25 protein-coding genes and 1 riboswitch are annotated in these 26,132 nt (G+C 66.1%); of the genes, 15 read left to right on the forward strand and 10 right to left on the reverse strand.

What is annotated here, in order from left to right; genetic code table 11:
- The first annotated feature begins 650 nt into the window (after positions 1-650).
- The 4 genes from F468_RS0111070 to F468_RS0111085 all read left to right on the forward strand — a co-directional run bounded on the left by F468_RS0111070 (position 651) and on the right by F468_RS0111085 (position 5,316).
- Entirely contained in the window at positions 651-1,742 is a 1,092-nt protein-coding gene (locus F468_RS0111070; protein WP_018995187.1) for a tetratricopeptide repeat protein, read from the forward strand.
- A gap of 1,088 nt (positions 1,743-2,830) precedes the next feature.
- Positions 2,831-3,310, forward strand: a complete 480-nt coding sequence (locus tag F468_RS0111075; RefSeq protein ID WP_018994176.1) for a cupin domain-containing protein — start codon at positions 2,831-2,833, stop codon at positions 3,308-3,310.
- A 263-nt stretch (positions 3,311-3,573) separates the two neighbouring features.
- Positions 3,574-4,008 (forward strand): DsrE family protein, encoded by a 435-nt coding sequence (locus tag F468_RS0111080; RefSeq protein WP_018137879.1) that lies wholly within the window; start codon positions 3,574-3,576, stop codon positions 4,006-4,008.
- A gap of 267 nt (positions 4,009-4,275) precedes the next feature.
- Positions 4,276-5,316, forward strand: a complete 1,041-nt coding sequence (locus F468_RS0111085; protein WP_018174830.1) for a diguanylate cyclase — start codon at positions 4,276-4,278, stop codon at positions 5,314-5,316.
- Positions 5,317-5,539: 223 nt separating this feature from the next.
- Here the strand turns inward: F468_RS0111085 and F468_RS0111090 are convergent, their stop codons facing one another.
- Both F468_RS0111090 and F468_RS0111095 read right to left on the reverse strand, forming a co-directional pair.
- Positions 5,540-7,657: a S9 family peptidase gene (locus F468_RS0111090; RefSeq protein WP_026296534.1), complete on the reverse strand. Its 2,118-nt coding sequence runs from the start codon at positions 7,655-7,657 to the stop codon at positions 5,540-5,542.
- Positions 7,658-7,767: 110 nt separating this feature from the next.
- Entirely contained in the window at positions 7,768-8,175 is a 408-nt protein-coding gene (locus tag F468_RS0111095) for a rhodanese-like domain-containing protein (protein ID WP_018137876.1), read from the reverse strand.
- A 237-nt stretch (positions 8,176-8,412) separates the two neighbouring features.
- On the opposite strand from F468_RS0111095, the gene F468_RS0111100 reads away from it, so the two are divergent.
- From F468_RS0111100 to F468_RS0111115, 4 genes are all read left to right on the forward strand, one after another.
- Positions 8,413-8,826, forward strand: a complete 414-nt coding sequence (locus tag F468_RS0111100) for a GreA/GreB family elongation factor (protein ID WP_018174828.1) — start codon at positions 8,413-8,415, stop codon at positions 8,824-8,826.
- Positions 8,827-8,973: 147 nt separating this feature from the next.
- Positions 8,974-9,252 carry a hypothetical protein gene (locus F468_RS0111105; protein WP_018174827.1) on the forward strand — a complete coding sequence of 93 codons (279 nt, stop codon included), beginning with the start codon at positions 8,974-8,976 and terminating at the stop codon, positions 9,250-9,252.
- An 87-nt stretch (positions 9,253-9,339) separates the two neighbouring features.
- Positions 9,340-9,642 (forward strand): DUF3817 domain-containing protein, encoded by a 303-nt coding sequence (locus tag F468_RS0111110; protein ID WP_018137873.1) that lies wholly within the window; start codon positions 9,340-9,342, stop codon positions 9,640-9,642.
- Positions 9,643-9,925: 283 nt separating this feature from the next.
- Complete coding sequence (locus F468_RS0111115) at positions 9,926-10,273, forward strand: antibiotic biosynthesis monooxygenase (RefSeq protein ID WP_018994178.1); 348 nt, start codon at positions 9,926-9,928, stop codon at positions 10,271-10,273.
- Between the two features lie 63 nt (positions 10,274-10,336).
- Here the strand turns inward: F468_RS0111115 and F468_RS0111120 are convergent, their stop codons facing one another.
- A complete protein-coding gene (locus tag F468_RS0111120) occupies positions 10,337-11,797 on the reverse strand; it encodes a plastocyanin/azurin family copper-binding protein (RefSeq protein WP_026296535.1) in 1,461 nt (486 codons plus the stop codon).
- A gap of 239 nt (positions 11,798-12,036) precedes the next feature.
- On the opposite strand from F468_RS0111120, the gene mscL reads away from it, so the two are divergent.
- On the forward strand, positions 12,037-12,438 hold the full coding sequence (gene mscL / locus F468_RS0111125) for a large-conductance mechanosensitive channel protein MscL (protein WP_018137870.1): 402 nt from the start codon (positions 12,037-12,039) through the stop codon (positions 12,436-12,438).
- A 31-nt stretch (positions 12,439-12,469) separates the two neighbouring features.
- Here the strand turns inward: mscL and F468_RS0111130 are convergent, their stop codons facing one another.
- Positions 12,470-13,786 carry a rhodanese-like domain-containing protein gene (locus tag F468_RS0111130; RefSeq protein WP_018995190.1) on the reverse strand — a complete coding sequence of 439 codons (1,317 nt, stop codon included), beginning with the start codon at positions 13,784-13,786 and terminating at the stop codon, positions 12,470-12,472.
- 117 nt (positions 13,787-13,903) lie between these two features.
- Between F468_RS0111130 and F468_RS0111135 the strand changes: the two genes are divergently transcribed.
- A complete protein-coding gene (locus F468_RS0111135) occupies positions 13,904-14,254 on the forward strand; it encodes a hypothetical protein (protein ID WP_018994182.1) in 351 nt (116 codons plus the stop codon).
- A 32-nt stretch (positions 14,255-14,286) separates the two neighbouring features.
- Here F468_RS0111135 and F468_RS0111140 read toward each other — a convergent pair whose 3' ends face one another.
- Entirely contained in the window at positions 14,287-14,859 is a 573-nt protein-coding gene (locus tag F468_RS0111140) for an NUDIX hydrolase (protein WP_018174822.1), read from the reverse strand.
- 1 nt (position 14,860) lies between these two features.
- On the reverse strand, positions 14,861-15,475 hold the full coding sequence (locus tag F468_RS0111145) for a microcompartments protein (protein WP_018137866.1): 615 nt from the start codon (positions 15,473-15,475) through the stop codon (positions 14,861-14,863).
- Between the two features lie 294 nt (positions 15,476-15,769).
- On the opposite strand from F468_RS0111145, the gene F468_RS0111150 reads away from it, so the two are divergent.
- Together F468_RS0111150 and F468_RS0111155 are read left to right on the forward strand one after the other, a co-directional pair.
- Positions 15,770-16,399, forward strand: coding sequence for an alternative oxidase (locus tag F468_RS0111150; RefSeq protein WP_018995191.1), 630 nt, complete (start codon positions 15,770-15,772; stop codon positions 16,397-16,399).
- Between the two features lie 153 nt (positions 16,400-16,552).
- Positions 16,553-18,184 (forward strand): methyl-accepting chemotaxis protein, encoded by a 1,632-nt coding sequence (locus tag F468_RS0111155; protein ID WP_018137864.1) that lies wholly within the window; start codon positions 16,553-16,555, stop codon positions 18,182-18,184.
- A gap of 78 nt (positions 18,185-18,262) precedes the next feature.
- On the opposite strand, the gene F468_RS0111160 is transcribed toward F468_RS0111155, so the two are convergent.
- The 3 genes from F468_RS0111160 to F468_RS0111170 all read right to left on the reverse strand — a co-directional run bounded on the left by F468_RS0111160 (position 18,263) and on the right by F468_RS0111170 (position 19,958).
- Positions 18,263-18,763, reverse strand: coding sequence for a DsrE family protein (locus F468_RS0111160; protein WP_018137863.1), 501 nt, complete (start codon positions 18,761-18,763; stop codon positions 18,263-18,265).
- Between the two features lie 71 nt (positions 18,764-18,834).
- The gene (locus tag F468_RS0111165) at positions 18,835-19,323 is read right to left on the reverse strand and encodes a DsrE family protein (RefSeq protein WP_018137862.1); all 489 of its coding nucleotides are present in this window, start codon (positions 19,321-19,323) and stop codon (positions 18,835-18,837) included.
- Positions 19,324-19,334: 11 nt separating this feature from the next.
- A complete protein-coding gene (locus F468_RS0111170) occupies positions 19,335-19,958 on the reverse strand; it encodes a TetR/AcrR family transcriptional regulator (RefSeq protein ID WP_018137861.1) in 624 nt (207 codons plus the stop codon).
- A 186-nt stretch (positions 19,959-20,144) separates the two neighbouring features.
- On the opposite strand from F468_RS0111170, the gene F468_RS0111175 reads away from it, so the two are divergent.
- Positions 20,145-21,554 (forward strand): diguanylate cyclase, encoded by a 1,410-nt coding sequence (locus tag F468_RS0111175; protein WP_018137860.1) that lies wholly within the window; start codon positions 20,145-20,147, stop codon positions 21,552-21,554.
- Between the two features lie 89 nt (positions 21,555-21,643).
- Positions 21,644-21,761, forward strand: a riboswitch (yybP-ykoY riboswitch).
- A gap of 117 nt (positions 21,762-21,878) precedes the next feature.
- Positions 21,879-22,514, forward strand: a complete 636-nt coding sequence (locus F468_RS0111180) for a TMEM165/GDT1 family protein (RefSeq protein ID WP_018137859.1) — start codon at positions 21,879-21,881, stop codon at positions 22,512-22,514.
- 64 nt (positions 22,515-22,578) lie between these two features.
- Here F468_RS0111180 and F468_RS0111185 read toward each other — a convergent pair whose 3' ends face one another.
- Positions 22,579-23,751 (reverse strand): TlpA disulfide reductase family protein, encoded by a 1,173-nt coding sequence (locus F468_RS0111185; protein ID WP_018994184.1) that lies wholly within the window; start codon positions 23,749-23,751, stop codon positions 22,579-22,581.
- A gap of 355 nt (positions 23,752-24,106) precedes the next feature.
- Between F468_RS0111185 and F468_RS0111190 the strand changes: the two genes are divergently transcribed.
- Positions 24,107-26,128 (forward strand): site-specific recombinase, encoded by a 2,022-nt coding sequence (locus F468_RS0111190; RefSeq protein WP_018995192.1) that lies wholly within the window; start codon positions 24,107-24,109, stop codon positions 26,126-26,128.
- The last annotated feature ends 4 nt before the right edge of the window (positions 26,129-26,132 follow it).

Genomic DNA, 26,132 nt, shown 5'->3' on the forward strand with positions numbered 1-26,132 from the left:
CGCAGGGGCCGTGGCCATCTCCGAGTCCAACCCAGACGTCCGCCTCGATCAGCGCCGAGGACATCCACAGAGATCGCCACGGCGCTGCGCGCCTCGCGATGACGGTGTTTGCTTCTCCGTGTGGTGAAGCCTCACGGGGGCAACGAAGACGAGGACACCCACCTTCTCTGCCGCGTCATGGCGAGGTCCCGCAGGGGCCGTGGCCATCTCCGAATCCAACCCCAGACGTCCGCCTCGATCAACGCCGGGGACATCCACAGAGATCGCCACGGCGCTGCGCGCCTCGCGATGACGGTGTTTGCTTCTCCGCCGTGATGAAACCTCAAAGGGGCGACGAAGACGAGGACACCCACCTTCTCTGCCGCGTCATGGCGAGGTCCCGCAGGGGCCGTGGCCATCTCCGCATGCAGCCCCAAACGTCCGCCTCGATCAGCGCCGAGGACATCCACAGAGATCGCCACGGCGCTGCGCGCCTCGCGATGACGGTGTTTGCTTCTTCGTGTGGTGAAGCCTCACGGGGGCAACGAAGACGAGGACACCCATCGTGTCCGCTCCGCAACGGGGTGGTCAGCGCCCGGGGTTGCTTGCGGCCGAGTGCCCAGGCTGTATGCTCGGGCGCTCCGCAAACACTGCCAGCGAGAACCACCACCATGGGTACGCCTGCCGACTCCCCGGACCCGGAACAGCCCGAAGATCCGAGCATTGCCGATCAGGACGGCTTTGCCGCGTTTGAACGCGGCGACTATCGGACCGCCGGGGAACTGTGGGCGGCCAGCGCCGAGGCCGGCTCGGCCTGGGCCCAGTTGGGTATGGGGATTCTGTATGCCGACGGCCTGGGGCTGGAGGCCGATGCCGAGCGTGCGCGCGGGTACTGGGAACAGGCCGCGGAGCAGGGGCTGAGCGATGCCAGCTTCAACCTGGGCGTGATGGCGGAGAAGGCCGACCCCGCCGATGCCGACGCGGCCCGACACTGGTACCGCCATGCGGCCGAGGCGGGTCACATCGTGGCGCAGAACAACCTGGCCGTGCTGCTGCAGAACGCGGGCGACGAGGCCGCCGCCACCGAAGCCGTCCAGTGGTGGAAACGCTCTGCGGAGCACGGCGACCCCGACGCCCTGAACAGTCTCGGTGTCGCGCACCAGCAAGGCAGCGGATGCGCGCGCGATCGGGCCGCGGCAGCCGAGTACTACGCCCAGGCCGCCGAGGCGGGACACCGCGACGCGGCCTTCAACCTCGCCCTGGCCCTGGAACAGGGCGACGGTGTAGCAACCGACATGACCGGCGCCGCCCACTGGTATCGGCAAGCCGCCGAGGCCGGAGACCCGGACGCCGCAGCCCGCCTGGGCAACCTCTGCCGCGACGGCAACGGCACGCACGAAGACCTGGCGGCGGCGGCCCACTGGTATCGCGCCGCGGCCGAAGCCGGCCATCCCCTGGCTCAGGCGAATCTGGGCGTCCTCCTGGAACGGGGGCTAGGGGTGGCTCAGGACGAGGCGGCCGCGGCCGCCTGGTACCTGGCCTCGGCGCGGCAGGGGCTGGCCCCGGCGCAGTACAACATGGGCATCGTGCTCGCCGAGGGCCGTGGCGTGGAGGCCGACCTGCCCGGTGCCTGGGTCTGGTTCGCGCGCGCAGCCGATCAGGGCCACAAGCCGGCCGCGGAAGCCCGCGACTACGTCCACCAGCAGCTCACCCCGGAGCAACGCAGCGAGGCCGAGGCGCGCAAGACCGAGACCCTCCGCTAGTCCACCAGCGCGGGCACCCTAAGCCCAGCAAGCAGAGGCCAGCCCGCTCACTTTCCTCCCCGTCATGGCGAGGCCCCGGAGGGGCCGTGGCCATCTCCAAACGCAACCCCGGACCTCCGCCTCGATCAGCGGCCGGGCATCCCGTCAGCGATCGCCACGGCGCTACGCGCCTCGCGATGACAGAACCGGCCCGAGAAAGCAGAGGCCAACCCAGCTCGCTCCCGGCCCCGTCATGGCGAGGCCCCGGAGGGGCCGTGGCCATCTCCAAACGCAACCCCGGACGTCCGCCTCGATCAGCGGCCGGGCATCCCTTCAGCGATCGCCACGGCGCAGCGCGCCTCGCGATGACGGAACCGGCCCGAGAAAGCAGAGGCCAACCAGCTCGCCCCCCGCCCCGTCATGGCGAGGCCCCGCAGGGGCCGTGGCCATCTCCAAACGCGGCCCCGGACGTCCGCCTCGATCAGCGGCCGGGCATCCCGTCAGCGATCGCCACGGCGCTACGCGCCTCGCGATGACGGAACCGGCCCGAGAAAGCAGAGGCCAACTCAGCTCGCTCCCGGCCCCGTCATGACGAGGCCCCGGAGGGGCCGTGGCCATCTCCAAACGCGGCCCCGGACGCCCGCCTCGATCAGCGGCCAGGCATCCCTTCAGCGATCGCCACGGCGCAGCGCGCCTCGCGATGACGGAACCGGCCCGAGAAAGCAGAGGCCAACCAGCTCGCCCCCCGCCTCGTCATGGCGAGGCCCCGGAGGGGCCGTGGCCATCTCCAAACGCAACCCCGGACCTCCGCCTCGATCAGCGGCCGGGCATCCCTTCAGCGATCGCCACGGCGCAGCGCGCCTCGCGATGAAGGAGCCGGCCCGTGAAGGCGACCGCCACCCTCGGCCGACGCCGCGCGACGCGGCGCGACGCGGTAACCGCAACATCCGCTCCCCCGCCGCAAGATTGTGGAAGCGACCCCGACCGGCCCAAGCCAGAATCCTGGATACAGGCCGCGCACACCAATCTCTGTGGCGGGGCCGCCATGCCAAAGCCAAGGTCACGCCCGGCCCGCGGCCGCGCAAGCCATGGACCACAGGAGGTGCATCATGTACGACCACTCGACCCGGCCCGCGGGAGCGCTTCGCCACCTGGCCACGGCTGCCGCCGCGCTCGCCCTGGCCGCCCCCTTGGCGAGCCTGGGGGCCGACGACGGCCAGGCCTTCATCTGGGATCCGGACTCCCCCGACCTCGAATGGAACCCCTGCCCGGCGTTTATGCCCGACGACTGCCGCCTGGCCGTCCTCCAGGGCGACCCGGCCGAACCCAACGCCGATGTGTTCTTCCTGCTGCCGGGCAACAGCACCGCGCCCCACCACTGGCACACCAGCGCCGAACGCATGGTGCTCGTTCAGGGCGAGATGCAAGTGGATTACGACGACCAGGAGCCGGTTGTACTCCGACCGGGGACCTACGCCTACGGCCCGCCGCGCCTGGCGCACACCACCCACTGCATCTCGGACGAGGACTGCATCCTGTTCATCGCGTTCGAAGACCCGGTGGATGCGCACGAGACCCACGACCACTAAGCCTGCCGCCCTCAACGGTTGTTGCCGGATGCGGTGCCCCCGCACCCGGCTCCTCCACCCGGATGGTGCAGCCGGTTGCTGAAGCAGAGGACCTTCGCATTTTCGAGAACTGCGAAGGGACACCCACTTTCGAAAAGTGCGTAGGGAAACCAATTTCGAAGGTGCGTGCTTTGTATGGCCCCAGCCTTGCGAGTAGCCCTTGCCCTATCCATTAGCATGTGCTTATCTTATGATTCGCTCATACGAAGACCGAAGGAGATTCTATGCGAACCCTCAAGACGCTCGCCGCTTCCGCCGTTCTCGCCATTGCCGGTGCCAGTGGTGCAGCTCAGGCTGCCGAACCCAACAAGCTGTTCGTAAGCCTGACCTCGGCCGACGACCACACCCAGTTCATGTCCATGGTGCTGGCGAACCAGACCATGAGTCAGGGTCAGGAGATCCGCGTGCTGCTGTGCGGCCCGGCCGCTACCATGGCCACCGAAGACTTCGACGGCCCGACCATGGAGCCCGCCGGTCGCAACGCCCAGCAGCTGCTGATGAACCTCATCAACAACGGTGCCAAGGTGGAAACCTGCGCGATCTTCCTGCCCAACACTGACTACACCGAGGCGGACCTGCTGGACGGCATCACCCCCGCCGATCCGGAAGAAGTCGGCGCCTACATGGCCGACCCGAGCGTGCGCTTCTTCTCCAACTGATCCCCCGCGCAGGATCACGTCAGGGCCCTCTTCGGAGGGCCCTGTTGTTTTCGACTCCAAACCTGGCGAGCAACCGGCTGGGCATTACGGCCCTCCACTTCGGGTCCCTTCTCGGCGTCTGCGGAATGGATCCATCTGCGTAACCCGGTGAAACGAGCCCGGCAGGGAAATCCCAGCATCACATAGCTCGAGCTTGTCTTTTCGCTGGTACCCTGAAAGCATCTGCGAAGAACCACACAGCGCCTTCGCCGCCACGAGAACAATGCCATGAACAGCGGTCGAGACCTGCTGGACGGACTAGCCCAACTGACGGGCATACGTGATGCCCAGCGACTGGAACACAGTCTGCTCAAGACCCTGGACGACATCTACGAGTCCGCCTGCACCCGGACCATCCGGTTCGATGCCGAAGGCCGCCCCCGGAGCCTGCACTTCTACGATCGCAAGCGCGACGCGGTGATGAGCGTGCCCTTCGACCCCGAACATCCCTTTGTGCCCGCGGGGCTGCTGGATCAGGCACTGGCCAGCGGACACTGGGTCGCGGATCAGGACGAAGCGGGTCGCGCGATATCGATCTTCCCGATGTCGGGACTCAAAGAATTCAGCATCTGCCTGGTATTCGCCTTTGACCGGCACCTGGGCAGCAAGCGAGTGGACCAGCGCCTAGTGGAAAGCTTTCTCCTGGTCTATCGCAATTTCGTCAATCTGATTGATGATGCCCAGACCGACGCGCTCACCGGGCTGCTCAACCGCAAGACCTTCGATGACAATTTCCATGATCTGACAACGCTGGAGCGGATCAGCCCGATGCCGGGATTGCCGGAAGACCGCCGCCAGCTGCAAGAGCCGGGGCAGACCGGCGTCTGGCTGGGCGTGATCGACGCCGACGACTTCAAGAAGATCAACGACGGTTTCGGCCATGTGTATGGCGATGAAGTACTGATCCTGCTCGCGCGCCTGCTGAAACAAAGCTTCCGCGAGAACGACCTGGTCTACCGCTTCGGCGGCGAGGAATTCGTGGTACTGGCCGAGTTCGCCGACGCCAGCCAGGCCATTGCCACCTTTGACCGGCTGCGCCGCGCTGTAGCCGAGTACCCACTACCACGGGTAGGGCGGCTCACCACCAGTATCGGCGTGACGCGGCTGGCGCCCTACAAGACCGCCAGCGCGGCACTCGACGAGGCCGACCAGGCCCTGTACCACGCCAAGGCGCACGGCAAGAACCGAGTCTGCCTGTATGACCGGCTGGTCGAGGAAGGTGCAATCAAGCCCACGCCAATCGAGGCGGGCGAGATCGAACTGTTCTGACCCCGCAGCCGTGCGGGACACTGCACGGCCTGCCGGACTACTGGGCGACCTACAACGCCCGTGGACAGCGGGGAAGTCGAGCGCCGCCTGGCCGCGCTGGCGCATAACGTAGTCGCGCACAACCTCCTCTGAATGCAGCTTGAGCTTGCCGACCCACAGCACATCGCTGTTTCACCTTCACCGAAGCTGCACGCATCCTCCTCGGGCAGGGCGCGCTAGACCCTTACGGAGCCTCCACCTCGTCGACGTCCTGGCGCAGCAGGTCCAGGCGCTCCTGCACGGCCTCGGGGTAGTCCGCCTGATGGCGGCCGCCCAGGTGTTCGGCCAGGAAGGTTTCCAGCCCGGCGAAGAAGGCGAGCCGGTTGGTCTGGTCGACCAGGCCGTGGCCCTCGTCCGGGGCCAACAGGTATTCGACCGGGTGCCCGGCCTCGCGCAGCGCCGCGACGATCTGGTCGGACTCCTGCTGCTTCACGCGCGGGTCATTCGCGCCCTGCCCGACCATCAGCGGGGCCTGGATGTTCTCGACGTGGAACAGCGGCGACTGCGCCTTGAGGCGCTCGCGGTCTTCGGGGTCTTCCGGATCGCCGACGCGGCCGTGCATGCGGCGGATGCCGGCCTCCCAATACGGCGGGATGGACTCCATCAGCGTGATCAGGTTGGACGGCCCGACCATGGAGATGCCGGCGGCGTACAGCTCGGGCGTCCAGGTGAGCCCGGCCAGGGCCGAGTAGCCCCCATAGGAGGCCCCGAAGATCGCGACCCGGTCGGGATCGGCGATGCCCTGGTCGATCAGGTATTTCACGCCGTCGGTGACGTCGTGCTGCATCACGCCCGTGCCCCACTCCTGGTTGCCGGCGTTGAGGAACTCCTTGCCGAAACCGGAGGAGCCACGGAAGTTGGGCTGAAATACCGCATAGCCGCGGTTGGCGAGGAACTGCACGGTGCCGCTGTAGCCCCAGGTATCGCGAATCCACGGGCCGCCGTGCGGCATCACCACCAGCGGCAGGCCTTCCGGCTCCACGCCATGTGGCAGCGTCAGGTAGCCGGGGATCTCCTGGCCGTCGCGCGCGGTGTAGCGGATCGGCTCCATCGGCGCGAGGTGCTCGCGCGGCAGATCCGGGCGCCCCTCGTACAGTAGTTCGATCTCGCGCGCCTCAGTGTTCGCGAGATACACGCTGCCCGGGTCGGTGTCCCGGATGACCCCGACCGTCCACAGGGACTCGTCACGGGTGCGCGAGGTGATCTCCAGCTCGCCCTCGCCCAGCTCTTCGCGCAGCCACTCCAGGTGCGACTCGAAGTCCTCGTCATGGGCATAGATGCGCTGGCGATCCCCGGTGTACACGGTGGCCAGTAGGCGATGGTCCCGGTCGGAGAACTTCGCGCCACCGAGGTCGACTTCGCCCTCCGGGTCGCGGTGCACCAGCTCTTCTTTGCCGGTGGCCGGGTCAAACAGGACCAGCTCGACCAAGTCACGCTCGTCCCCCGCGTTGGTGCGCATATAGAGCCGCTCGCCGTCGGGGTGGAAGTTGGCGATGGAGCAGGTCTCGCCGAACGCGCAGGTGTAGATGGACTCGAACTCGTCCTGCGACTTCACGCGCAGGATCTCGGTGCCCGCGTCGTCCGTGGTGCGCACCGCCTTGCGCAGCTCGCCTTCGTGGAAGCCCCAGCCCTCGATCTCGGCGGTGTTCTTCGCCACAAGCGTCTTCTCGCCGGTCTCCAGCGATACGCGATAGACATCGTGCAGGCGCGGGTCGCGTTCGTTCAGCCCGACGAAGATGTACTCCGGGGTCGAGCGCGGGACATGCTGCACCCGCGCCTGCACGCCATCACCCCCGGCGAGCCGGCGTGACTCGGGGATGCCATCCTGCCCGGCGGCGTCCTCCAGCGCGATCACGCGCAGCTCCAGGTTCTCGTCGCCGTCGCGATCGCGCACGAAAATCAGGTGCCGCCCGTCGCGCGACCAGAAAAAGCCCATGATCGAACGCGGCTCCTCGGTCAGCGGACGCGCCGACTCCAGGGGCTCGCCCCGCTCCATCAGGTGCAGGTTCATCGCACCCTCGTGGGCGCTCACCAGTGCCACGTAGTCGCCATCCGGCGAGATGCGCCCGGCGGCATGCTGCGGATCGCGGAAGAACTGCTCCAGCTCGAGCAGCTGCGGCGCCTCGCCCTCGGCCCACGGGCCTTCGTTACCCTCCACGAGTTCGGCCTCGACCTCGGTCTCGGCAGCGCCAACGGCCGGTACGGCGAACAACGCCAGCGACACGCTCAACGCGATGGCCGCAGGCGACCTGCGCCGCTTCGTGATCCAGTGATTCGCCAACCGCTCACCCGTGGACTGCATGCCTGTCTCCCGTTACGTGCTGCACCAGCGACAGCCACGCACGCCCACGGGTTCCCGACAAGGCCCGGAATCGCCGGACAGTCAACGAATCGCCAAAATACGACAGGCCCCTAGTCCTTCCAGCCGCGAAAGCCCTCACGTACCGAGAGACAGCGTGCATAGCCCAGCTCCCGCAGCAGTTCGGCGGCGCGCAGGCTGCGCCGACCGCTGTTGCACAGGCACAGCAGGATCTGGTCCTGCGTCACGTGGTAGCGATTGATCAGCGAGAGGAAGTGCTGAAAGTCGCGATCATCCGGCTCGTCCGCGTCCAGCAGTTCCTGCTCCTCCTCCGAGATCTCGCGCCCCAGCAGCTGTTTCAGCCGGAACAGCGGCACCGACACCGCGCCTTCTACCTCGCCCTCCAGCTCCAGCTCGAAGGGCTGGCGGATATCCAGCAACACGGCCAGGCCGATATCGACCAGTTCGCGCGCCGAACTGACGCTGATTTCCAGTTGCGGGTCGTTCGTCTCGTTCGCCATGAAGGCTCCTTTGCACTCGGGGTCGGAAAGGTCGGGATTAGGCACACTAAAAATGCCACGATTCACATGGATTTGCCTTTTTCGGGGTGCCTGGGTAGCATCCTTATTTCTTTAATTCTAACAGACACTTATCAAACGATGGAGCTCACGATGACGGGAACCCTCACTTAGGCCGGGCGCCGAATGTTCCGCGCCCGGCCCATGCCTTCTTCTAACACCTGAACAGGAGATGCGACCGTGGCGCGCAAGAACTCGTCTTACCTTCGTCAAGCCTACGATTCCCAGGTCAATCGCTGGGTCCGCCAGGACTACTGGGGCGCGATTGGCACACCAGTCGACCTGGCCTCGCTACTCGAGAAGATCGAGAGCGAGACACCCCATACGGACACAGCTCCCCAGTGCGGGAAAGTCATCCAGGCTGGCTGCTGCGTCCGGTTACTGGACCTGCAGACCGAGGAAACCTATCTGGTCGAGCTTTGCGAGCCGGAGCATGCCCAGCCCGAGCGCGGCAAGATATCGATCCTGTCCCCTCTGGGCTCGCGTCTGCTGGGGCTGCGCAAGAACTCGCTGGCCGAGATCACGCTGCTCCGTAGCCGACTGCGATTCCTGGTGATCGAGATAGTGGCACCGGGGCACAATCCCGACCAATAATCCATACATGCCTGCCGGAGGTTCACGCCCCGGCAGGCAGAATACCGTGTCCGTGTGCTGCCTCTTCATCTTCGCGAGAGGCTTTGGGCACAATCATTCCATAGCGGGGCCGCCACCAATTCCTTGCACCCTGCCCGAGGAGGATGCGTGAGGCTTTGGTCGAAGTGGAAAAAAGGCGGTGCGCTGCTGGCCGACGTGCTCAAGCGCAACGGGATCGACCCTACGGCCGCCGCTGCCCAGGAGGTGTTCAGCAAGATCCTGAACGAGGCCGAGGCGGCAGCCGATACACGCCTGAAGAACGAGCCGGCCGACGGAAGCCTCTCGCCCGACGAGCACAACACACGCTGGGAGGCGCTGTTCTTCGAGGAGATCCGCGCCCGGGCCAAGGGCTACGCCCAGTCGGTGCGCAACCCGCGCAAGGATTAAACCGGCCACATTGCCTGGTCCATTTCGTGGCGCCCGTCGCACTTCGTGCTACCCTCCGCCGCGTTTCCCGTTCCTCCGGTCCCTCCCATGAAATTTTTCCGCCTGATCAGCGTTCTCGAGGGTTTGTCGCTCATTACCCTGCTGTTTATCGCGATGCCTCTACGCACCTATGCGGATATGCCGCTGGCCGTCACCTATGTCGGCTGGGTGCACGGCATCCTGTTCATCATCTACGGCGCGACTTCCCTGATCGCCAGCCACCTTAGCGGCTGGCCGGTGTGGAAGTGGCTACTGGTCCTGTTCCTCGGCGTCGTGCCGTTCGGCTTCCTCTACGTGGATTACCTGATCCGCCGCGAGGCTTCCCCCAGCGGGGAGGCCGAGACGGCCTGAACCCGCCTGTCATCGCTCGGGGCCCTGCCTCGAGCGGCGGTCGCCACACCTGGTCATCCCGGCCGAAGCGAAGCGTAGAGCCGGGATCTCATGCACCGGCAAGCCCCACCGACCGCACCCGTCCCTCGAGCGGAGATCCCGGATAACCGCTGCGCGGTTTCCGGGATGACTAGCGGGTGCTGGGTGACGGGTGCGCCGTGGGTCACAGGTGCGCCGCGGCTTCCGCACAATGGGCTTTGGCGTGCTTTAATCGGCGCCTCATCCCGCCGATAGCGAAGCCGCCATGATTGCCGTGATCTTTGAAGTGGAACCGCATGCCGAGCGCAAGCAGGACTACCTGGACGCGGCCGCGCGCCTGCGCGAGCACCTGAAGGACGTGGACGGCTTCATCTCCATCGAACGTTTCGAGAGCCTGAGCCAGCCGGGCAAGGTGCTGTCGCTGTCGTTCTGGCGCGACGAGCACGCGGTGCGCCAGTGGCGCAACCTGGAGGCGCACCGTCAGGTGCAGGCGGCCGGGCGCGGCGACATCTTTGTCGACTATCGCCTGCGCGTGGCCGAGGTCGTGCGCGACTACGGCATGCACGACCGCGACCAGGCCCCCTCCGACTCCCGCGCCGCCCACGGCTCCTGAAGCCTGCCTGCGGCGCGGCGATCACCGCCGCCTGTTGCGGGCGCTGTCCCGCTCGGGCCGGAGTCAGTCGCTGTCGCGCACGATGATGCGGCCCTGCATGTAGGGGTGCGGGGCGCAGATGTAGTCGTAGGTGCCCGGCTCGGTCAGGGTGACGCTGTCGCTCTCGGCGTGTGCCAGCAACTCAGTGGCGAACGACTGCGGACCGCTCAGGGCCACCGCGTTGTGCGCACCGGAGGTCTCGCCGTGTCCGTAGGTGAAGACATCCTCGTTAACCCAGGTGATCTTGGTGCCGGGCGCCACCTCGACGATCTTCGGGTAGAAGGCATTGCCCTTCATCTCGATCACGACTTCCTCGATATCCGAGCTGAACCGAACCGGCCGATCGGCCCGCGCGGGTACCGGGTTGGCATCGGCGTCCGGGATGCCGAATGGCGAAAGAATTCGCCGCGCTTCGCCAATCCGCTCTTCCAGTTCCGCCGGCTCGTAGCTCGGGCCCTCGGCCAGGATCTCGGAAGGCGTATCGGCGTCCGCACGGGCATCCAGCAGCCCGATGGCACCGCGACTGGTGCCCCCCACGCCATGATCCAGCATGGTGTAGACGCCCTCCTCCGGGGGTATCCGGAACTCGATCACCCAGGAGTCCGAGGGGCCCACGGTGACCGTCTGCCCGCCGGGCCACATGGCCTCGGGGTGGCCCTGCCAGTACACGTAGTCCCAGACGATGCCGACGATATGGAAGGTCGAGAGCAGGTTGGGCCCCACGTTCAGGAAGTACATACGCACGTAGTCGCCCGGGCGCACGGGGATGGGGTTTTCCACGTAGCGGAACAGCTCGCCATTGAAGGCGGTGTAGCTGGGATCGCCCTCCACCGCTTCCTTGCCACTGGCGTACAGCTCGTGCTGCAGCATGTAGAGCTTCAGATCGGGTTCCTGGCCCAGGTCCTCTTCCAGCTGGTACGGCTTGTCGCGCGGCTCGACCACCATCATCCCGTACTGGCCGAACATCACGTGCATGGGGATCGCATGGCCGCCCGGCGCACAGTGATACATGAAGACCCCCGGCGTGGTGGCGCGGAAGGTGATCGACTTGGTCTGCCCGGGCATGATCGAACCGACATGCTTGGAGGTCTGGGTGTAGGCGGCATGGAAGGACGCCCCATGCATCACCGCCCCACTATTGGTGATCTCCATGCGCACGATGTCGCCCTCGGTCACGCGCAGGGTCGGGCCCGGCAACTGGCCGTCGATCAGAAAGCCGTCGTAGACCACGCCCTGCCCAATCGGTACCTGGCCCTCGTTGAGGTCGATCCGGAGCACATGATCCGGCTCGACATCCTGCGAGACGTACCCGGTCGGTCGCGTCTCCAGCGCCTCGTCGCGTTCGATGATCTCGATAAAGTCGCTGTCACCAAAGAGCTCGCTGAAATCCGGGCCCGGCGACGCCTGCGCCGCGGAGGCCACCCACCAGAACAGTCCGGTCACGCACCAGAGCACGAGGTGCATACCCCGATGGCGGTGACCCATGGTCGAAGATGCTGCTTCTGTGTGTTTCATGGCGCTTTCCCCCGGGCCGCGTGCACGGCACCCCATACAAACCTGTATTGCCTATATACCTATTTCTAGACGCTCGGAACGAAGTTGCGCAAGTCACGCGCCCATGGGGCTACCGATAATTGCCTTGAATACGGCCCGTCACCGCCCATGGAAACGGCCTTAGCGCTGGCCTATAGGAACTTCTTTACCTCCCGGAAAGGAGAACGGTCATGGGCATCGTCGAGGAGTTCAAACAGTTTGTGGCGCGCGGCAATGTCATCGACATGGCCGTAGGCGTGATCGTGGGGCTGGCGTTCGGGCAGATCGTGTCGTCGCTGGTGTCGGACGTGCTGATGCCGCCCATCGGCCTGCTGGTCGGCGGGGTCGATTTCTCGGAGCTGATGATCGTGCTGCGCGAGGCGGAGAACGGCGTGGCCGCGGTGACGATCAATTACGGCATCTTCATCAAGCGCGTGGTGGACTTTCTGATCATCGCGATGGTGGTGTTCGCCGCGATCAAGATGATTGGCCGGCTGCAGCGCAAAAAAGATGCCGCGCCCGCCGAGCCGCCCGCCCCCAGCAACGAGGAAAAGCTGCTCGCGGAGATCCGCGACCTGCTGAAGTCGAAGTAGCGGCGAGGGAGGCCCCCGCCGCCAGTTGGCATCAGAAGTCCTCGAACTCCATGGTGCGGAAGACGCGGCCGGCGTTTTGCCGGTGGAGCTCGTCGTAGGTGTCCAGGTGGCGGTAGGCCGACTGGTCGATGTTGTAGGCATCGTTCAGCGTGCCACCGGTATCGAGGATCTCCTGCACCTCCTCGCGCAGGAAGACGAGGTAGTCGCGGGTGTACTTGCGCAGCTGCTCCAAGTCGGTCACCGGGCCGCCGTGGCCGGGGATGATGTAGTCGGCCTCGATCGCCTCCAGCTTGTCCCAGGTCTCGATCCAGCCGGCGGTGTCGGTGTACTCGAAGATCGGCAGCATGCGCTCGTGGAAGGCGAGGTCGCCGGTGATCAGCGTCTTGCGTTCCGGGGCCCACAGGGCGATGTCCCCCGGGGCATGCGCGGGACCGAGGTAGAGCACCTCGATAATCTCGCCCCCCATGTCCAGCTCGACGCGGTCCTCGAAGATCTTGTCCGGCGTGCCGAGCTCGGTCAGGAACGCCTTGTCACGGGTGCGGTTCGGCGCGCCCTCCAGGCTGCGCTGGCCGTTCTGCTCGATCTCGCGCGCGGCGTCCTCATGCGCGATGACGGTGGCGCCCTGCTCCTGCCAGTAGGTCATGCCGAGCATCGCATGTCCCTGGGCGTTTTCCAGCACCACGTACTTCACCGGCTGGTCCGTGCGCTTCTTGATCTCCTCGTGCAGGGACTGAGCCAGCAGATAGTTGTCGCCGGCGTTCATCACCACCACGCCATCGTCGGTGATGATGAACGACAGGTTGTTGTTATGGCCCGAATTCTCGTAGGTCGAGGGCTGCGTGGCACCGATCGCGGACCACACGCCATCGGTCACCTCCTGGGGCATAGCGTAGAGGAAGGAATCCAGCGCCTTGTCGAGCACGTACAGCGGCAGCTCGGCCTCCTTCCACTCGGGGAAGCCGCCGGCGTAGTTGTGCACGTTGGTATACCCCATGCGCTCGAGCGTCTGCGCCGCGAGGGCGGAGCGGCGGTTCTCGTCGCTGTAGACGACGATCGCCGTGCCCTTGTCAGACACCGCACCCGGGATGCGAAACTCCAGCTCGCCCCGCGGGATGTTGAGCGTGAGGTGCGAGCGGATCTGCCCGCCGCCCAGCTCGATCTCCTGGTGCGAGCGCACGTCGATCAGGACATGGTCCGGCTCGTTCGCGATCAGCTCGCGCAGGCCCTCCCGGTCGATATCGGTGACCTCGGACCGGGCATCCTCGACCAAGGAATCCGCGGTGATCTCGTCCCCCTGCGCGACGGTTGCCGCCGCGAACAGGGCCAAAGCCAGCCATGATGTACGCATCGGGGTGTCCTGTTGTTGCCGGATGTGATTCCCTGAACATAGACAGCCACGGCGCGAGCTTCCATAACAGCGCCCGGCAACGGAACGCCCAGCCCAAGGGGTACAGGAGAAACCACCATGACAGACGCCGCCGAGCTGGCGCGACTCAAGGAACGGATCGATCAACTGGCCGGGATGGCCGCCGATGAACATGCGGCTGCGGCACGCACGCTCGCCGACGAGCTGAAGGGAGAGCTGGCGGCACGGTCAAGTGGCGATAAACCCGCCTCGGGAACCAGCCAGGCGGACCATTCAGGGGAGTTGCGGGCACCCCGGGAGACGAATCTGAGATGCCCGCGCTGCACGCTGCATTCGTTCAACTTCCAGCCCGGCTCGATGCGCACACGCGATGACGGCGCGGGCTACGAGGCGCGCTTTCACTGCATGAGCTGCGGCTTCGAGGACTACGCGCCGGTCAAGCCCCGCTGAGGGAAACGCTGAGCGGGCCTGGGGCCGCGTGATCAGCGTGGATGCGTGTGCAGCCAGGTGCGCAGGCGGCGGGTCTTCTCGACCATGCGCCAGAGGGAACGGCTGTTGTTGTAGCGCGAGACGTGCTGCAGCGGTACCCAGAGGATGTCGTGCGATTCGTGGCTGCCGGGGACCGGAAGGCGGTCGTCGATCTCCAGCAGAAAACGCACGTCGATGTGCTCGTGCATCGGGAAGTGCGGGCTCGCCGGGATGGTGTGGATGTCGAGGTCGAAGACGTCCTCGGCCACCAGGTGGATATGTTCCCGCGCCAGGCCCGTTTCCTCGTGGATCTCGCGCAGGGCGACCTGCAGGATGTCCGACTGGCCATCGGCATGCCCGCCCGGCTGGAACCACCGGTGGTGCTTGCCATGCAGCAGGAGCAGCGCGCGCTCGCGATCCGGGCTGACCACCCAGGCCGAGCCGGTCACGTGCGCCGGCAGGAGATCGCAGTGGAAGCAGTCCGGATGGGCCTGCACGAAGTCCAGTGCGCGGCGCACAAAGCCGGCTTCCTCGATGAACGGGGTCTGGTGATGGGCGAGCAGCTCGAGCAGTTGCGCGCGATGCATCTTATGTTCCGGCGGGGTTGTGCAGGGCGTGGATCGCCGCCCGCGCCGCCTCGTCGATGTCCGCCTCGGAGCCGGCCAGTGTCAGACGGCCAAACGCGCCCACCGCGCGCACGTCGATCAGCGAGACGTGGGAGGCCTTCAGGGCTTGGTTGGCCGCATAGATGATGTAGCCGGCCGGCTCCGCCTCGAGGATGAACATGCTCTGGTCGGGCAGGATCATGTTGCCGCGCCGGTTCTGGCGGTTGATCAGCACCGTGTGATCCGGCGTCATGCCGCGGATCGTCTCCTGCCACGGGATGCGGCAGGGCTGGCGATCGGACTGATCCGCCCCCAGGCGCTGCAACAGCACGCGACCGGCCTCCTGCACATCGCTCTGGTCGCGATGGTGGATCACCATGGAACCGAACTCGCGCTCCACGACCTGCTGCGCGAGGTGCACCCGGGTGGCCTTCAACGCGACGTCGGTCAGCCGGTGCACCGCCATGCCCGGCGACACCTCCACCCACAGGCACGCGTCTCCCGGTACGGGCAGAAAGCCCTGGGAGACGGTGGCCATGTATTCCGCCAGCTGAGGCTGAAGGGAATCCATGTAGACGTAGGTGCGCAGCTTGATCATCGATTCGCTCTGAGCCGGGGCAACACCACGTTAACCCCCGCGCGGCGCGGCCCGGGCCCGCGCGGGAATCCGCACACACGAATTTGAGCCGCCAGAAAACCGCCGGCTTGTTCGCGCACACGGGAGATATAGAGGGGCGTATTGTGAACGCAGCGGCCCCGAACCTCAACGCCAGACGCCCCTGCGCTGCGCGAAACGGCGCATTTTTGTGACACGGCGGAACGACAGTGAGGGTGGCTGGCTCTACTCTCGAGACAGGACATCCATGGTTTTGCGCCCTGCCCGGGAGCCTGTATGAGCATCAACCAGGAAACGGACCTGAGTCGCCATCACGAACCGCGCGATTTCTCCGACCGTGTCGCACGCGCCTTCACATCGCTGATGCGCCTGTTCGCCGACACCTTCTTTGCCCGCCGCTACGGGCACCGCGCCGTGGTGCTGGAAACCGTCGCGGGGGTCCCCGGCATGGTCGGCGCCACACTGCAGCATCTGCGCTCGCTGCGCCGCATGGAGAACGACCACGGCTGGATCCGCACGCTGATGGACGAGGCCGAAAACGAGCGCATGCACCTGCTCACCTTCATCGAGATCGCCTCGCCCAACTGGCTGGAGCGGCTCCTGATCATCCTGGCGCAGGGGTTCTTCTACACGCTGTATTTCCTGATCTACGTGGTCTCCTCGCGCACCGCGCACCGGATCGTCGGCTACTTCGAGGAGGAGGCCGTGATCAGCTATACCGATTACCTGGAGGAAGTGGAGACCGGTGCGATCGAGAACATCCCGGCACCGGATCGCGCCATCCAGTACTGGGACCTGCCGGAGGGCGCACGCCTGTCCGATGTTATTCGCGCCGTACGCGAAGACGAGGCCGGCCATCGCGACGTCAACCACGGCTTCGCCGACCTGCTCAACAACAAAACCTGAAGCTGCGACACACACCCGCATGCCCTTCCGCCCGGCACATGCGGATCGCCCCCTTCCCTGACCACTCCCTAAAAACGGGCTTGACCCTGCCGTTACACTCTCTGCCCCGAGCACAAACGCCCGGGATCGAAGTACTAACGAAAGGACTTGCCCATGCCCCGCTCGCTGAATATTCGCTCCCGACTGGCGATCACGATCATCGTCCCTGTGCTGGCACTGCTCGTGGTCGCGCTGATGGCAGGACGCGGCATCGCGACCATCGAGGATGGGGTGCAGAGCATCTACGACGACCGCGTAGTGCCGCTGCAGCAGCTCAAGACGATCGCGGACAACTACGCGATTCTAGTGATCGACGCGGTGAACAAGGCCGACAACGGCCTGATGTCGGCCGAGGAAGCCCTCGACGGGGTCCAGACCGCCCGCGCCGAGATCGACGAAATCTGGGAGCGCTACATGGCCACGACGCTCACCCCCCGAGAGGAAGAGCTGGCCACCGCCGCCATCGAGGAATTCCAGGCAGCCAATGCCGATCTCGACCGCCTGGAACAGGCCCTGTCCGGGATGACCGGCAACGTCGAGGGCGAGCTGGGCGCGTTCAACGGCCCGCTGTACGACACCATCGACCCAATCAGCGACCGCATTACCGAACTGGTCGACCTGCAGATCGAGGTTGCCGGCGTGGAGGCGGAGCGTGTATCGGAGGTCTACGGCCAGGTACTCCTGCGCACCGGCATCGTGCTGCTGATCGTGCTGATTGCGGTCGTCGTGATCGGCACATGGACCTACCGCGCGATCGCCACCCCGGTGTCGCGGATGCGCGAGACCCTTTCTGCAATCGTAGAGAATCACGACTTGTCACAACGGGTCGAGATCGGGAACGACGACGAGATCGGGGCCACTGCCCGAGCCCTGAACGGCATGCTCGAGCAGTTCGAGGGATCGATCCGGGAACTGCGGGGCCTGACCGACCAGATGGCCTCCGCCGCGGAGCAGCTCTCTGCCGTCAGCAGCCAGACCAACAGCAACGTCGACCAGCAGCAATCGCAGACCGAGCAGGTCTCCACGGCGATGAACGAGATGGCCGCCACCGTGCAGGAGGTCGCACGCAATGCCTCCGATGCCGCCTCGTCCAGCCAGGAAGCGGATCAGGAATCCCGGGACGGGGGCGAGGTCGTGCGCTCGGTGGTCAAGGAGATCGGCCGACTGTCCGGCGAGGTCGCGACCATCGAGGGCACCGTCCGCAGCCTGGACGAAAAGGGCCAGCAGATCGGCTCGGTGCTGGATGTAATCCGCGGGATTGCCGAGCAGACCAACCTGCTGGCGCTGAACGCCGCGATCGAGGCCGCCCGCGCGGGTGAACAGGGTCGCGGCTTCGCGGTGGTCGCCGACGAGGTGCGTACCCTCGCCTCCCGCACCCAGGACTCCACCGCGGACATCCAGGCCATGATCGAGGCCCTGCAGGCCGGCACACGGGAGGCCGTCAGCGCGATGGGGCGCGGGCGCGAAATGGCGGAATCGACCAGCCACGACGCGGAACGGGCCGGCGAGGCACTGGAATCGATCGTTCAGGCGGTGGGACGCATCAGTGACATGACGACCCAAATCGCCAGCGCGGCCGAGGAACAGAATGCGGTGGCCGAGGAGATTAACCGCAATATCGCCACCATCAACGACCTCACCGGCGACACCTCCCGTGGCGCGCAACAGACCTCCACGGCCAGCCAGGACGTCGCCGGCATCGCCGCCCGCGTGCGGGACCTGGCCTCGGCCTACCGCATCGCCTGACGCGGCATGGGCACAAAAAAGGCCGTCACATCCCTGTGACGGCCGAAAAAGGGACCGTGTGAGAGGTCCCGGAGGTGCTCAGTAGACCGGAACCAGCGCGTAGCCCTGATTCTGGTAGCCCATCACGGCGATGAAGCCGCTGCGGACCGGCTTGATCGCATCGAGGACCTTGTCGTTGTCCACCCCATAGGCACGCGTGGCCGCGGCACAGACCTCCATGCGCACGCCCAGCTCGTCCAGGCGTTCGACGGCCTTCGCGATCTCCTCCAGCGTGTCGCCGTGGTCCATCGCGATCTCGGGCTCGGGGTCGGTGGTGATGAACTTGACCGCCTCGGCGATGAACACCATGCGCAGGTCCGGTTCCACGCCTTCCTTCACCAGATTCTCGTGATTGGTGGCGATGCCACGGAGGTAGGCGAGCATCACGTCGGGGTCGGACTTGCGCATGTCGTAGACCGCGCGCATGGTCTCGATGCCCTGGGTGGCCTCGCGGTTGTCCAGGCCTTCTGCATTCGCCTTCGAGATCAACCCGAGAGGCAGCAAGGCGGCCAGCAGCAGGATCAGGATTCGGTTTCGCATGAGCTATGTCTCCTTTGGGGTTGGGGCCCGCTTGTCTTGTTTTCGGGCCCGGTGTGGCCGCATTAGGCGGCTCAGTAGATCGGGATCACTGCGTAGCCCTGGGCCTGGTAGCCGGTCAGCGAGACGAAGGTGTTGCGCACTGGCTCGATGCCCGGCAGCAGTTCGCCGTGATCCACCCCGAACAGGCGGGTGGCAACGGCGCACGACTCCATCCGCACGCCCTTCTCCTTCAGCGCGGCAATGTGTTCCTCGATCGCATCCAGATGGTCGAACTCGGTCAGCTCGAAGCGCTCGCGATCCTCGCTGACCATCGTCACCGCCCGACCACGAAAGGCGAGGATCATGTCCGGCTCGACGCCCTGATCGGTCAGGTCGTTGAAGGTCTCGCGGATTACCATCAGATACAGCGCAAGCAGCTCTGGGTCATTGTTGTTCAGGTCAAACACGACCCGGCCCTGGTCGACACCCTCCAGGGCCCGGGTATCCGTCGGTTCCGCATGCGCGGACAGTGACACCACGGACAGCGTCAAGATCAGGGAAAGAACAGCCAGCATTTTCATTCTTCGGTCTCCTAGGTGGGGTGGCTTGTGGCCGCAGGCGGATCACTCGCAATCGCCCGCCAGGCCGCGTCCTGCATCGACGCGAGGTAGCACGACAGGGGCTCTTCGAGGACGCCGTCCAGATGAAGGTGGAGCAGGCGGATCGCCCCGCCAAACGCCACGGTGGCAGCGACCGGGACTTCGATAGGGCGAACCTCGCCGGAGGCAATGCCCTGCTCGATGCACTCGCGCATCCGCAGGAAGGGCCGCGACGAACAAACGGGCGGCTCGTTTGGCAGAAACTCCCGATGGCGCGCCTCGAGCACGAAGCGCATGGTTCGGGGATCGTCGGTCGCCGCCCGAAACATGAAGGCGATGATGCCGTCGCAGCGCGCGCGGCACGTCCGCTGCTGCTCCATCACCTCGCGCAGCCCGCTATCCATCCGCTCCAGCAGGTCGTCGTACAGGGCCTTGGCCAGCGACTCCTTGTTGCCGAAGTGGTGGTAGATCGAGCCGATCGAGACCCCGGCCTCGCGCCGAATGTCGTGAATCGAGGTGTTGAAATACCCGGCCGTGCCGAACAGCTCCAGCGCCGTTTCCAGCACACGCTGGCGCAGCGCATCCCCGCGCAGATTCTCCTGTACCGCAGCCGACATGTCGCACCCTAGAACGAACGTTCGTTCTACCCTATGACAGAAACACGGCGATTGCCATCCCCAACGCGGCACGCGCGAAAACGTGTCGCTTCTGCCAACATCAGGGCTCAGGGGGAATCAATGACCGATTCAGATAATCCGCACACCCAGGCCATGACGCCTGGATCCGGCCGACGCCAATGGCTTGTGTGGCTGGCGATCGGGCTTGTGGCCACCATTGCCTATGTGGCCATGCCTTACGGCCACACTGCCGCGGCCTTGTATGTAGCGGCAAGCCTTGGCGCCGCCGCCGTGGTTGCGGCCTCGCTGTTTCGTGACCGGGGCCCCTGGTGCCGTTCGGCCTGGATCCTGATCGCGACCGCCCTGCTCCTCGGAGGTACCGGGCACCTGATCTGGTATGTCCTGGATCTGCAGGGCCTTGAGCCGTTTCCGGCGGCGCCGGACTTCCTGTACCTGGCGGTGTATCCGCTATTCATTGTCGCCCTGTGGCGACTGGGCGGCCCCACGGACCGGCACGATGGTGCCCTGGGCGACGCCCTGATCGTCGGCATCTCCGCGGCGGTGCTCGCCTGGGCGCTGCTGATCCAGCCCTATGTGTACGATCCGGAACTGACCAGCCTCCAGCTGCTGGTGTCGGCCGGCTACCCAGTGTTCGACCTGATGCTGCTGCCACTGGTACTGCGCCTGGTGTTTCGCTACAACACGCACATTGATGGCCAGCTGTTGCTGCTGCTCGGCGTTCTGGCCTATCTGAGCGCCGACCTGCTCTACGCCCATGGGAACTCCACCGGCTGGTATCAGCCCGGCGGACTGACCGATGCCGGCTGGCTGATCGCCTATACCCTGTTCGCCGCAGCCGCCTGGCACCCCTCGACCCAGGTAAATCCGGAGGACCGCACCGGCAGCCATGAGCTCTCCCGCCGCAGGCTCTACATCCTGGGTTCTGCGGCGGTACTGGTGCCGGGGATCATCCTGTTCACCGCCGGGGTGGATACCGACACGGTGCGCGTCGCCGCCGGTGCCTCCATCCTGATCTTCCTGCTGGTTCTGGTTCGCATGAGCGGCCTGATCCGGGAGACCCAACGCCAGGCCCAGGCGCTGGAGCAACTCTCGCGCACCGATCCGCTCACCGGCGCGGCGAACCGCCGACAGCTGGAAACCGTTCTCGAGGAAGAACTTGCGCGTGCCCGGCGTCTGGACACACCGCTCACCCTAGCCTTCATCGATCTGGATTACTTCAAGCAGTACAACGACCAGCACGGCCACGCGCAGGGTGATCGCCTGTTGCGCGACCTGGTCGCCGCCTGGCATCAGGAACTGCGCCCCAGCGACACGGTCGCCCGCTACGGGGGCGAGGAGTTTGTGGTGGTGCTCCCTCACACCGGTCCGGATCAGGCGCGCACGGTCATCGAGCGCCTCCGTCAGCGCACCCCGAACCAGCAGACCTGCTCCGCTGGTATCGCCTTCGCCGAGCCGATGGAAACAGCGGAAGGCCTGCTCCGGCGCGCGGACCGGGCCTTGTACCGGGCCAAGGACGAGGGCCGCAACCAGTCGCGGTTCGCCACGCCGGACGACGCTGCGCCGGCCCCATCCTGAACGTCGCCCGCCGCGCCAATCCCGCAAGGGCAACGTCCGCCAAGAACACGATAGACAGACCCTAAACGCATTGGTTATAGTTCGCGCACCCTCAGGGGAGTAGTCGCTCCGGCAGCGCCGGAGGCATGCGTCAACATCCTTGGCCCTCGGGCCATGGCGTATGCAGCCCGTCCGAAGGCGCCCCGGTGCGCCTCCGACAAGCGGCCTGACGAGACCTGTGGCATCGATATCCGCCTCGCGTGATCGCGAGGACAGCCCGTGGGCGGGCGGCGGATGGCGATGTCACCGGCTCTGCGTTGCGCCGCCCGCCCCGGAATTGCATTCATGGAACTCTTTCTGCTGTCCATCGTGGCCGTGGCCATCGCGGAGATCGGCGACCGCTCGATGTTCCTGGCGGCCGTGTTCGGCATGCGCTGCCGCAGTGCCTGGGCCGTATTCTGGGGTATGGCCACCGGCCTCTTCCTGAACCAGTTGTTGTCCGCCGTGGTCGGGATCTGGCTGTTCGCGGTGATTGCCACCGACTGGCACCTGTGGGTGGTCGGCGCGGCCTTCCTGATCATGGCGATCTGGGTCCTGTTCCCGGAGGACGAGGAAGACGAGCAGGCGCCCAAGGCGCGCAGCGCCTTCTTCGCCGCCGCGGTCGCCTTCTTCCTGTTCGAGATGCTGGACAAGACCCAGCTGGCGGTCGTCACCCTGGCCGGGGCCTCCGGCGCCCTGCTGCCCGTCGTACTGGGCGCCACCGTGGGCATTCTGCTGATCACCACCCCGGCCCTGATCCTGGGCAAGCGCTTTGCCGCGCGCATCCCCGCCGCGCCGATGCGCTTTGTCGCCTCCGGCATGTTCCTGCTGATCGGTCTGTGGACCTGGGCCGAGGCCGGTAACTGGATCCCCGATCTTGGCCTTCCGGACCTCTCGGGCTTCCTGATGCAGGCGGTCGAGAACCACCAGCAGGGGCAATAACGCAAGGCTGCGCTCGCGGGAGGCCGAAATCTCCTGATCCCGCGGGTGCGCTCCGTTCGCCGCGTTATTGCATCAACTCGCGTACCGTGTCGATGACCTCCGGATCATCCCACTCAATGGCGCTGTTAACCGAATAGCGGATGCGCCCCTCGCGGTCGAGGATGAACGAGCTGGGGAAGGCGAATACCCGCCAGCCCGCCGCCACCCGGCCGTCGAAATCCATCAGCACCGGAAAGTCGACCTGCACCTCGTCCATGAACTCGGCGATGTGTTCCGCGCTTTCCTGGTAGTTGACCGAGACGATCTCGAAGCCCTCGCCCAGCTTCTCCGCCATGCGGTTCATCGACGGGATCTCGTGTACGCAGGGCGGACACCAGGTCGCCCAGAAGTTCAGCAGGATCACGTCCCCGGCATAGTCGCTCAGGGACTGCTCGTCCCCCAGGTGATCCGTCAGCGTGAAGTCCTCCATCGGCGGGGTGTGATCGCGTTCCACCAGACCGCGGCGGGCCTCCACGGTCGACTCGCGCTCCGGGAGCGGACTTGCCGCGAGCGGGCGCGGCATGGTCGCCAGCAGGTTGCCCGCCCGACGTAGCTGACGCGCCAGCTGATCGGTAGCGGCGCGCTCCTCGGCACTGGGGTCGCCGCGACGCAGGTAGTAGAAGTCGCGCACCTCGGGGACCATCTGCACGAACACCGGGCTGCTGCCCCCGCGCAGGGCGCCGAGGATCTCGTCGAGATACCAGCGATAGACCCCCAGTTCCGGCTGCAGGATGAAGACCGGCAGGTTGGTGGCACGTGCCACGTCCACGTACTCGGCCGGCGCCCCGGCCACGGGTGTGTCGACCATCAAGTTGGGGAAGCCCAGCGTCGCGCCTATCAGGTAGGCGCTGCCGGGTTCGCCGAGCTGCCAGTGGCGCATGCCGCGCAGCGCGACGATCGACGGGCGTCCGGAGGCCACCACCATCACCTCCTTGCCCGTCTCGTGGTGCGCCTCCCGGATCAGTGCGGCCACGCCCTCACCATCCAGGCTGCGCATGCTCTCATTGGTACGGGGCAGGAAATACGCGTCCAGCAGGTCAACCATCCACACCTCGATACCCGAGGCGACCAGTTCGCGCGCCAGCCGATCATGGTTCTCGTGTTGCCCTGCCTGAGGCAGCAGCCACAGATACAGACGCTGGCCCTCGGCCGGATACAACGTCACGTCGAAGGCGGCGCCGGAGTCGTCCGTGACCACCCGTGATTCGGGGTCGGCCTGGGCGGCTGCCGACCCCATAAGCAACAACCAGCAGACCCATACCCAGAGGCTCGCACTCCGGAACCCACCCATCCTGCTTACTGTTGCCTTCATGCAGCCACTGCCCTCATCAACAGCACCGGCCGAGCCGGCACCTGCTATGTTCAATATATCGCGCGCGTCGACCCGCATTGCCGCAACGGGAGGTGCGCATGCGCCGAGATCGGCCCTTGCTACACGGGATTTGTTCGTTTCTCGTATTCGGCCTGACCACGGTTCCGGGCGAACCCGGGGGCCGCTGACCGGGCACCGGCTATCCGTATAATGGGCGCTTTCCGATTGCGCAGGGAGCGTTATGCAGACCCCGGACGATGCCGCACAGTTGCTGGACGCCCTGCAGGATGACAGTCAGTGCGATCTCGCCGAGACCCTGCGCCGCATCGTGGACTGGCTGCGCCCGGACAACCCCCGCAACATCGCGCCGGTCATTGCCCGGATCGAGAGCCTGACGCTGGCCCTCCAGGAACAGCCCGAGGTTCGCGAACGCCTGCGCGAGCGTCTGGAGGCCGGCCTGGAGGACGCCCGCCACCTGACGTTGTATACCGGCGTGGGCCTGTTCTCCCGCAAGGGCTTCTTCCGCGAGGCCGCGGAACTCCTGTACGAGCGCATCAATCCGCACCCGATGGACCGCGCGGATCTCCGGGACGTGCTCTACCACGTCTTCCACAACCCCGATGACGCGATCTGGGTATCGGCGCTGCCGGACGATGCCTGGTCCCGGCTGCTCGGGGCGCTGGGCTGCCTGTCCGGCGAACACCCCGGCGTGCTGGACCGCGCCCGCAGCGAGACGCTCTACGCCCTGGAGATGCTCTCGATCTGGATCGCCGCCGAGGAACTGGAACCGGAACTGCTGCGGCTGGATCCGTCGATTGCCGAGCGCAATTCCGCCTTCGTCGCGCAGGAGCGCGAGATCTCCGCCTATGTGCGCGACTACCGTGCCTGGCTGCAGGACCCCGGCCACGAGCGCATGGACGACGCCCATGCCCGCGTGCTGCTGGAACAGTGCGGGGATCAGATCCTGCGCCTGCGCCGGCGGGCGATCACGCATGGCAGCAGCCTGTCACTGACCCATCTGCTGGAGCGCCTGGACCAGACGCTGTCGCGCATCCACAAGCTGCTGGACCTGCTCGAGCCGCGCGAGGAGGCACACACACGCACCACCGCGGTGGGCGTGTTCCGCGAGCTGGTCACGGCCAGTGCCCGCCGCCACGGGCTGCGCGCGCTGTGGCAGGACAACATCCGGCTGGTCTCGCGCAGCATCACGCAGCATGTCTCCGACACCGGCGAGCACTACATCACCCGTGATCGCGGCGAGTACCTGACGATGCTGCGCTCGGGCGCCGGTGCGGGCCTGATCATCGCCTTCATGGCGCTGATCAAGATCCAGGTGGAATCCCTGGGCCTGTCCGAGGGCTGGAACGCCTTGTGGGTCAGCCTGAACTACGGTCTGGGCTTTGTGCTGATCCACATCCTGCACTTCACCGTGGCGACCAAGCAGCCGGCGATGACCGCCGCGCGACTGGCGGCCGCGATCGAGGAGAACGAACGCGGCACGGCCGATGCCTCGAAGCTTGCGGAACTGCTGGTACGGGTGGGCCGCTCTCAGTTCGCGGCCGTGCTGGGCAATGTCGGCGTGGCACTCCCCACGGCCCTACTGATCGGAATCTTCGCGGCCTGGGGTTTCGGCACACCGATCCTGTCGGGCACCGAGACGGATTACCTGCTGGACGGCCTGCGCCCGATCCTGGGCCTGGCGCTGTTTTTCGCGGCCATCGCCGGGGTCTGGCTGTTCGTCTCTGGCCTGATCGCCGGGTTCTTCGACAACCGCTGCGCCTATCTCGACCTGCCCGGGCGCCTGCGCGAGCACCCGCTGCTGCAGCGGCTGCTGCCAACCACCACCCGTCACCGTCTCGCCGACTGGGTCGGATACAACTACGGCGCGGTGCTGGGCAATTTCCTGTTCGGCATGCTGCTCGGCATGACCGGCTTTGTCGGCTACCTGCTGAACCTGCCGCTGGACATCCAGCATGTGGCCTTCGCCTCCGCCAACCTCGGCTACGTGACCGCCAGCGAGTCGATCGGCGTGTTCACCTTCCTGCTGTTCCTGGTGTTCGTGCTGCTGATCGGCGCGGTGAACCTGTGGGTCAGCTTCGGCCTGGCCCTGTACGTCGCCCTGCGTGCCCGCGGCGTCCGCATCGGGGCCTTCGACCGCGTGCTGAAGGCCTACGGCCGACACCTGCGCCGACACCCGACGCAATTCCTGCTCCCACCACGAGGTGGCGAGGCACAGGAAGGTGACGAGGCGCCGCCCAGGTGAAGCC

Origin of the sequence: Thioalkalivibrio sp. ALJ2 (assembly GCF_000378325.1) — a bacterium.
Taxonomy (GTDB): domain Bacteria; phylum Pseudomonadota; class Gammaproteobacteria; order Ectothiorhodospirales; family Ectothiorhodospiraceae; genus Thioalkalivibrio.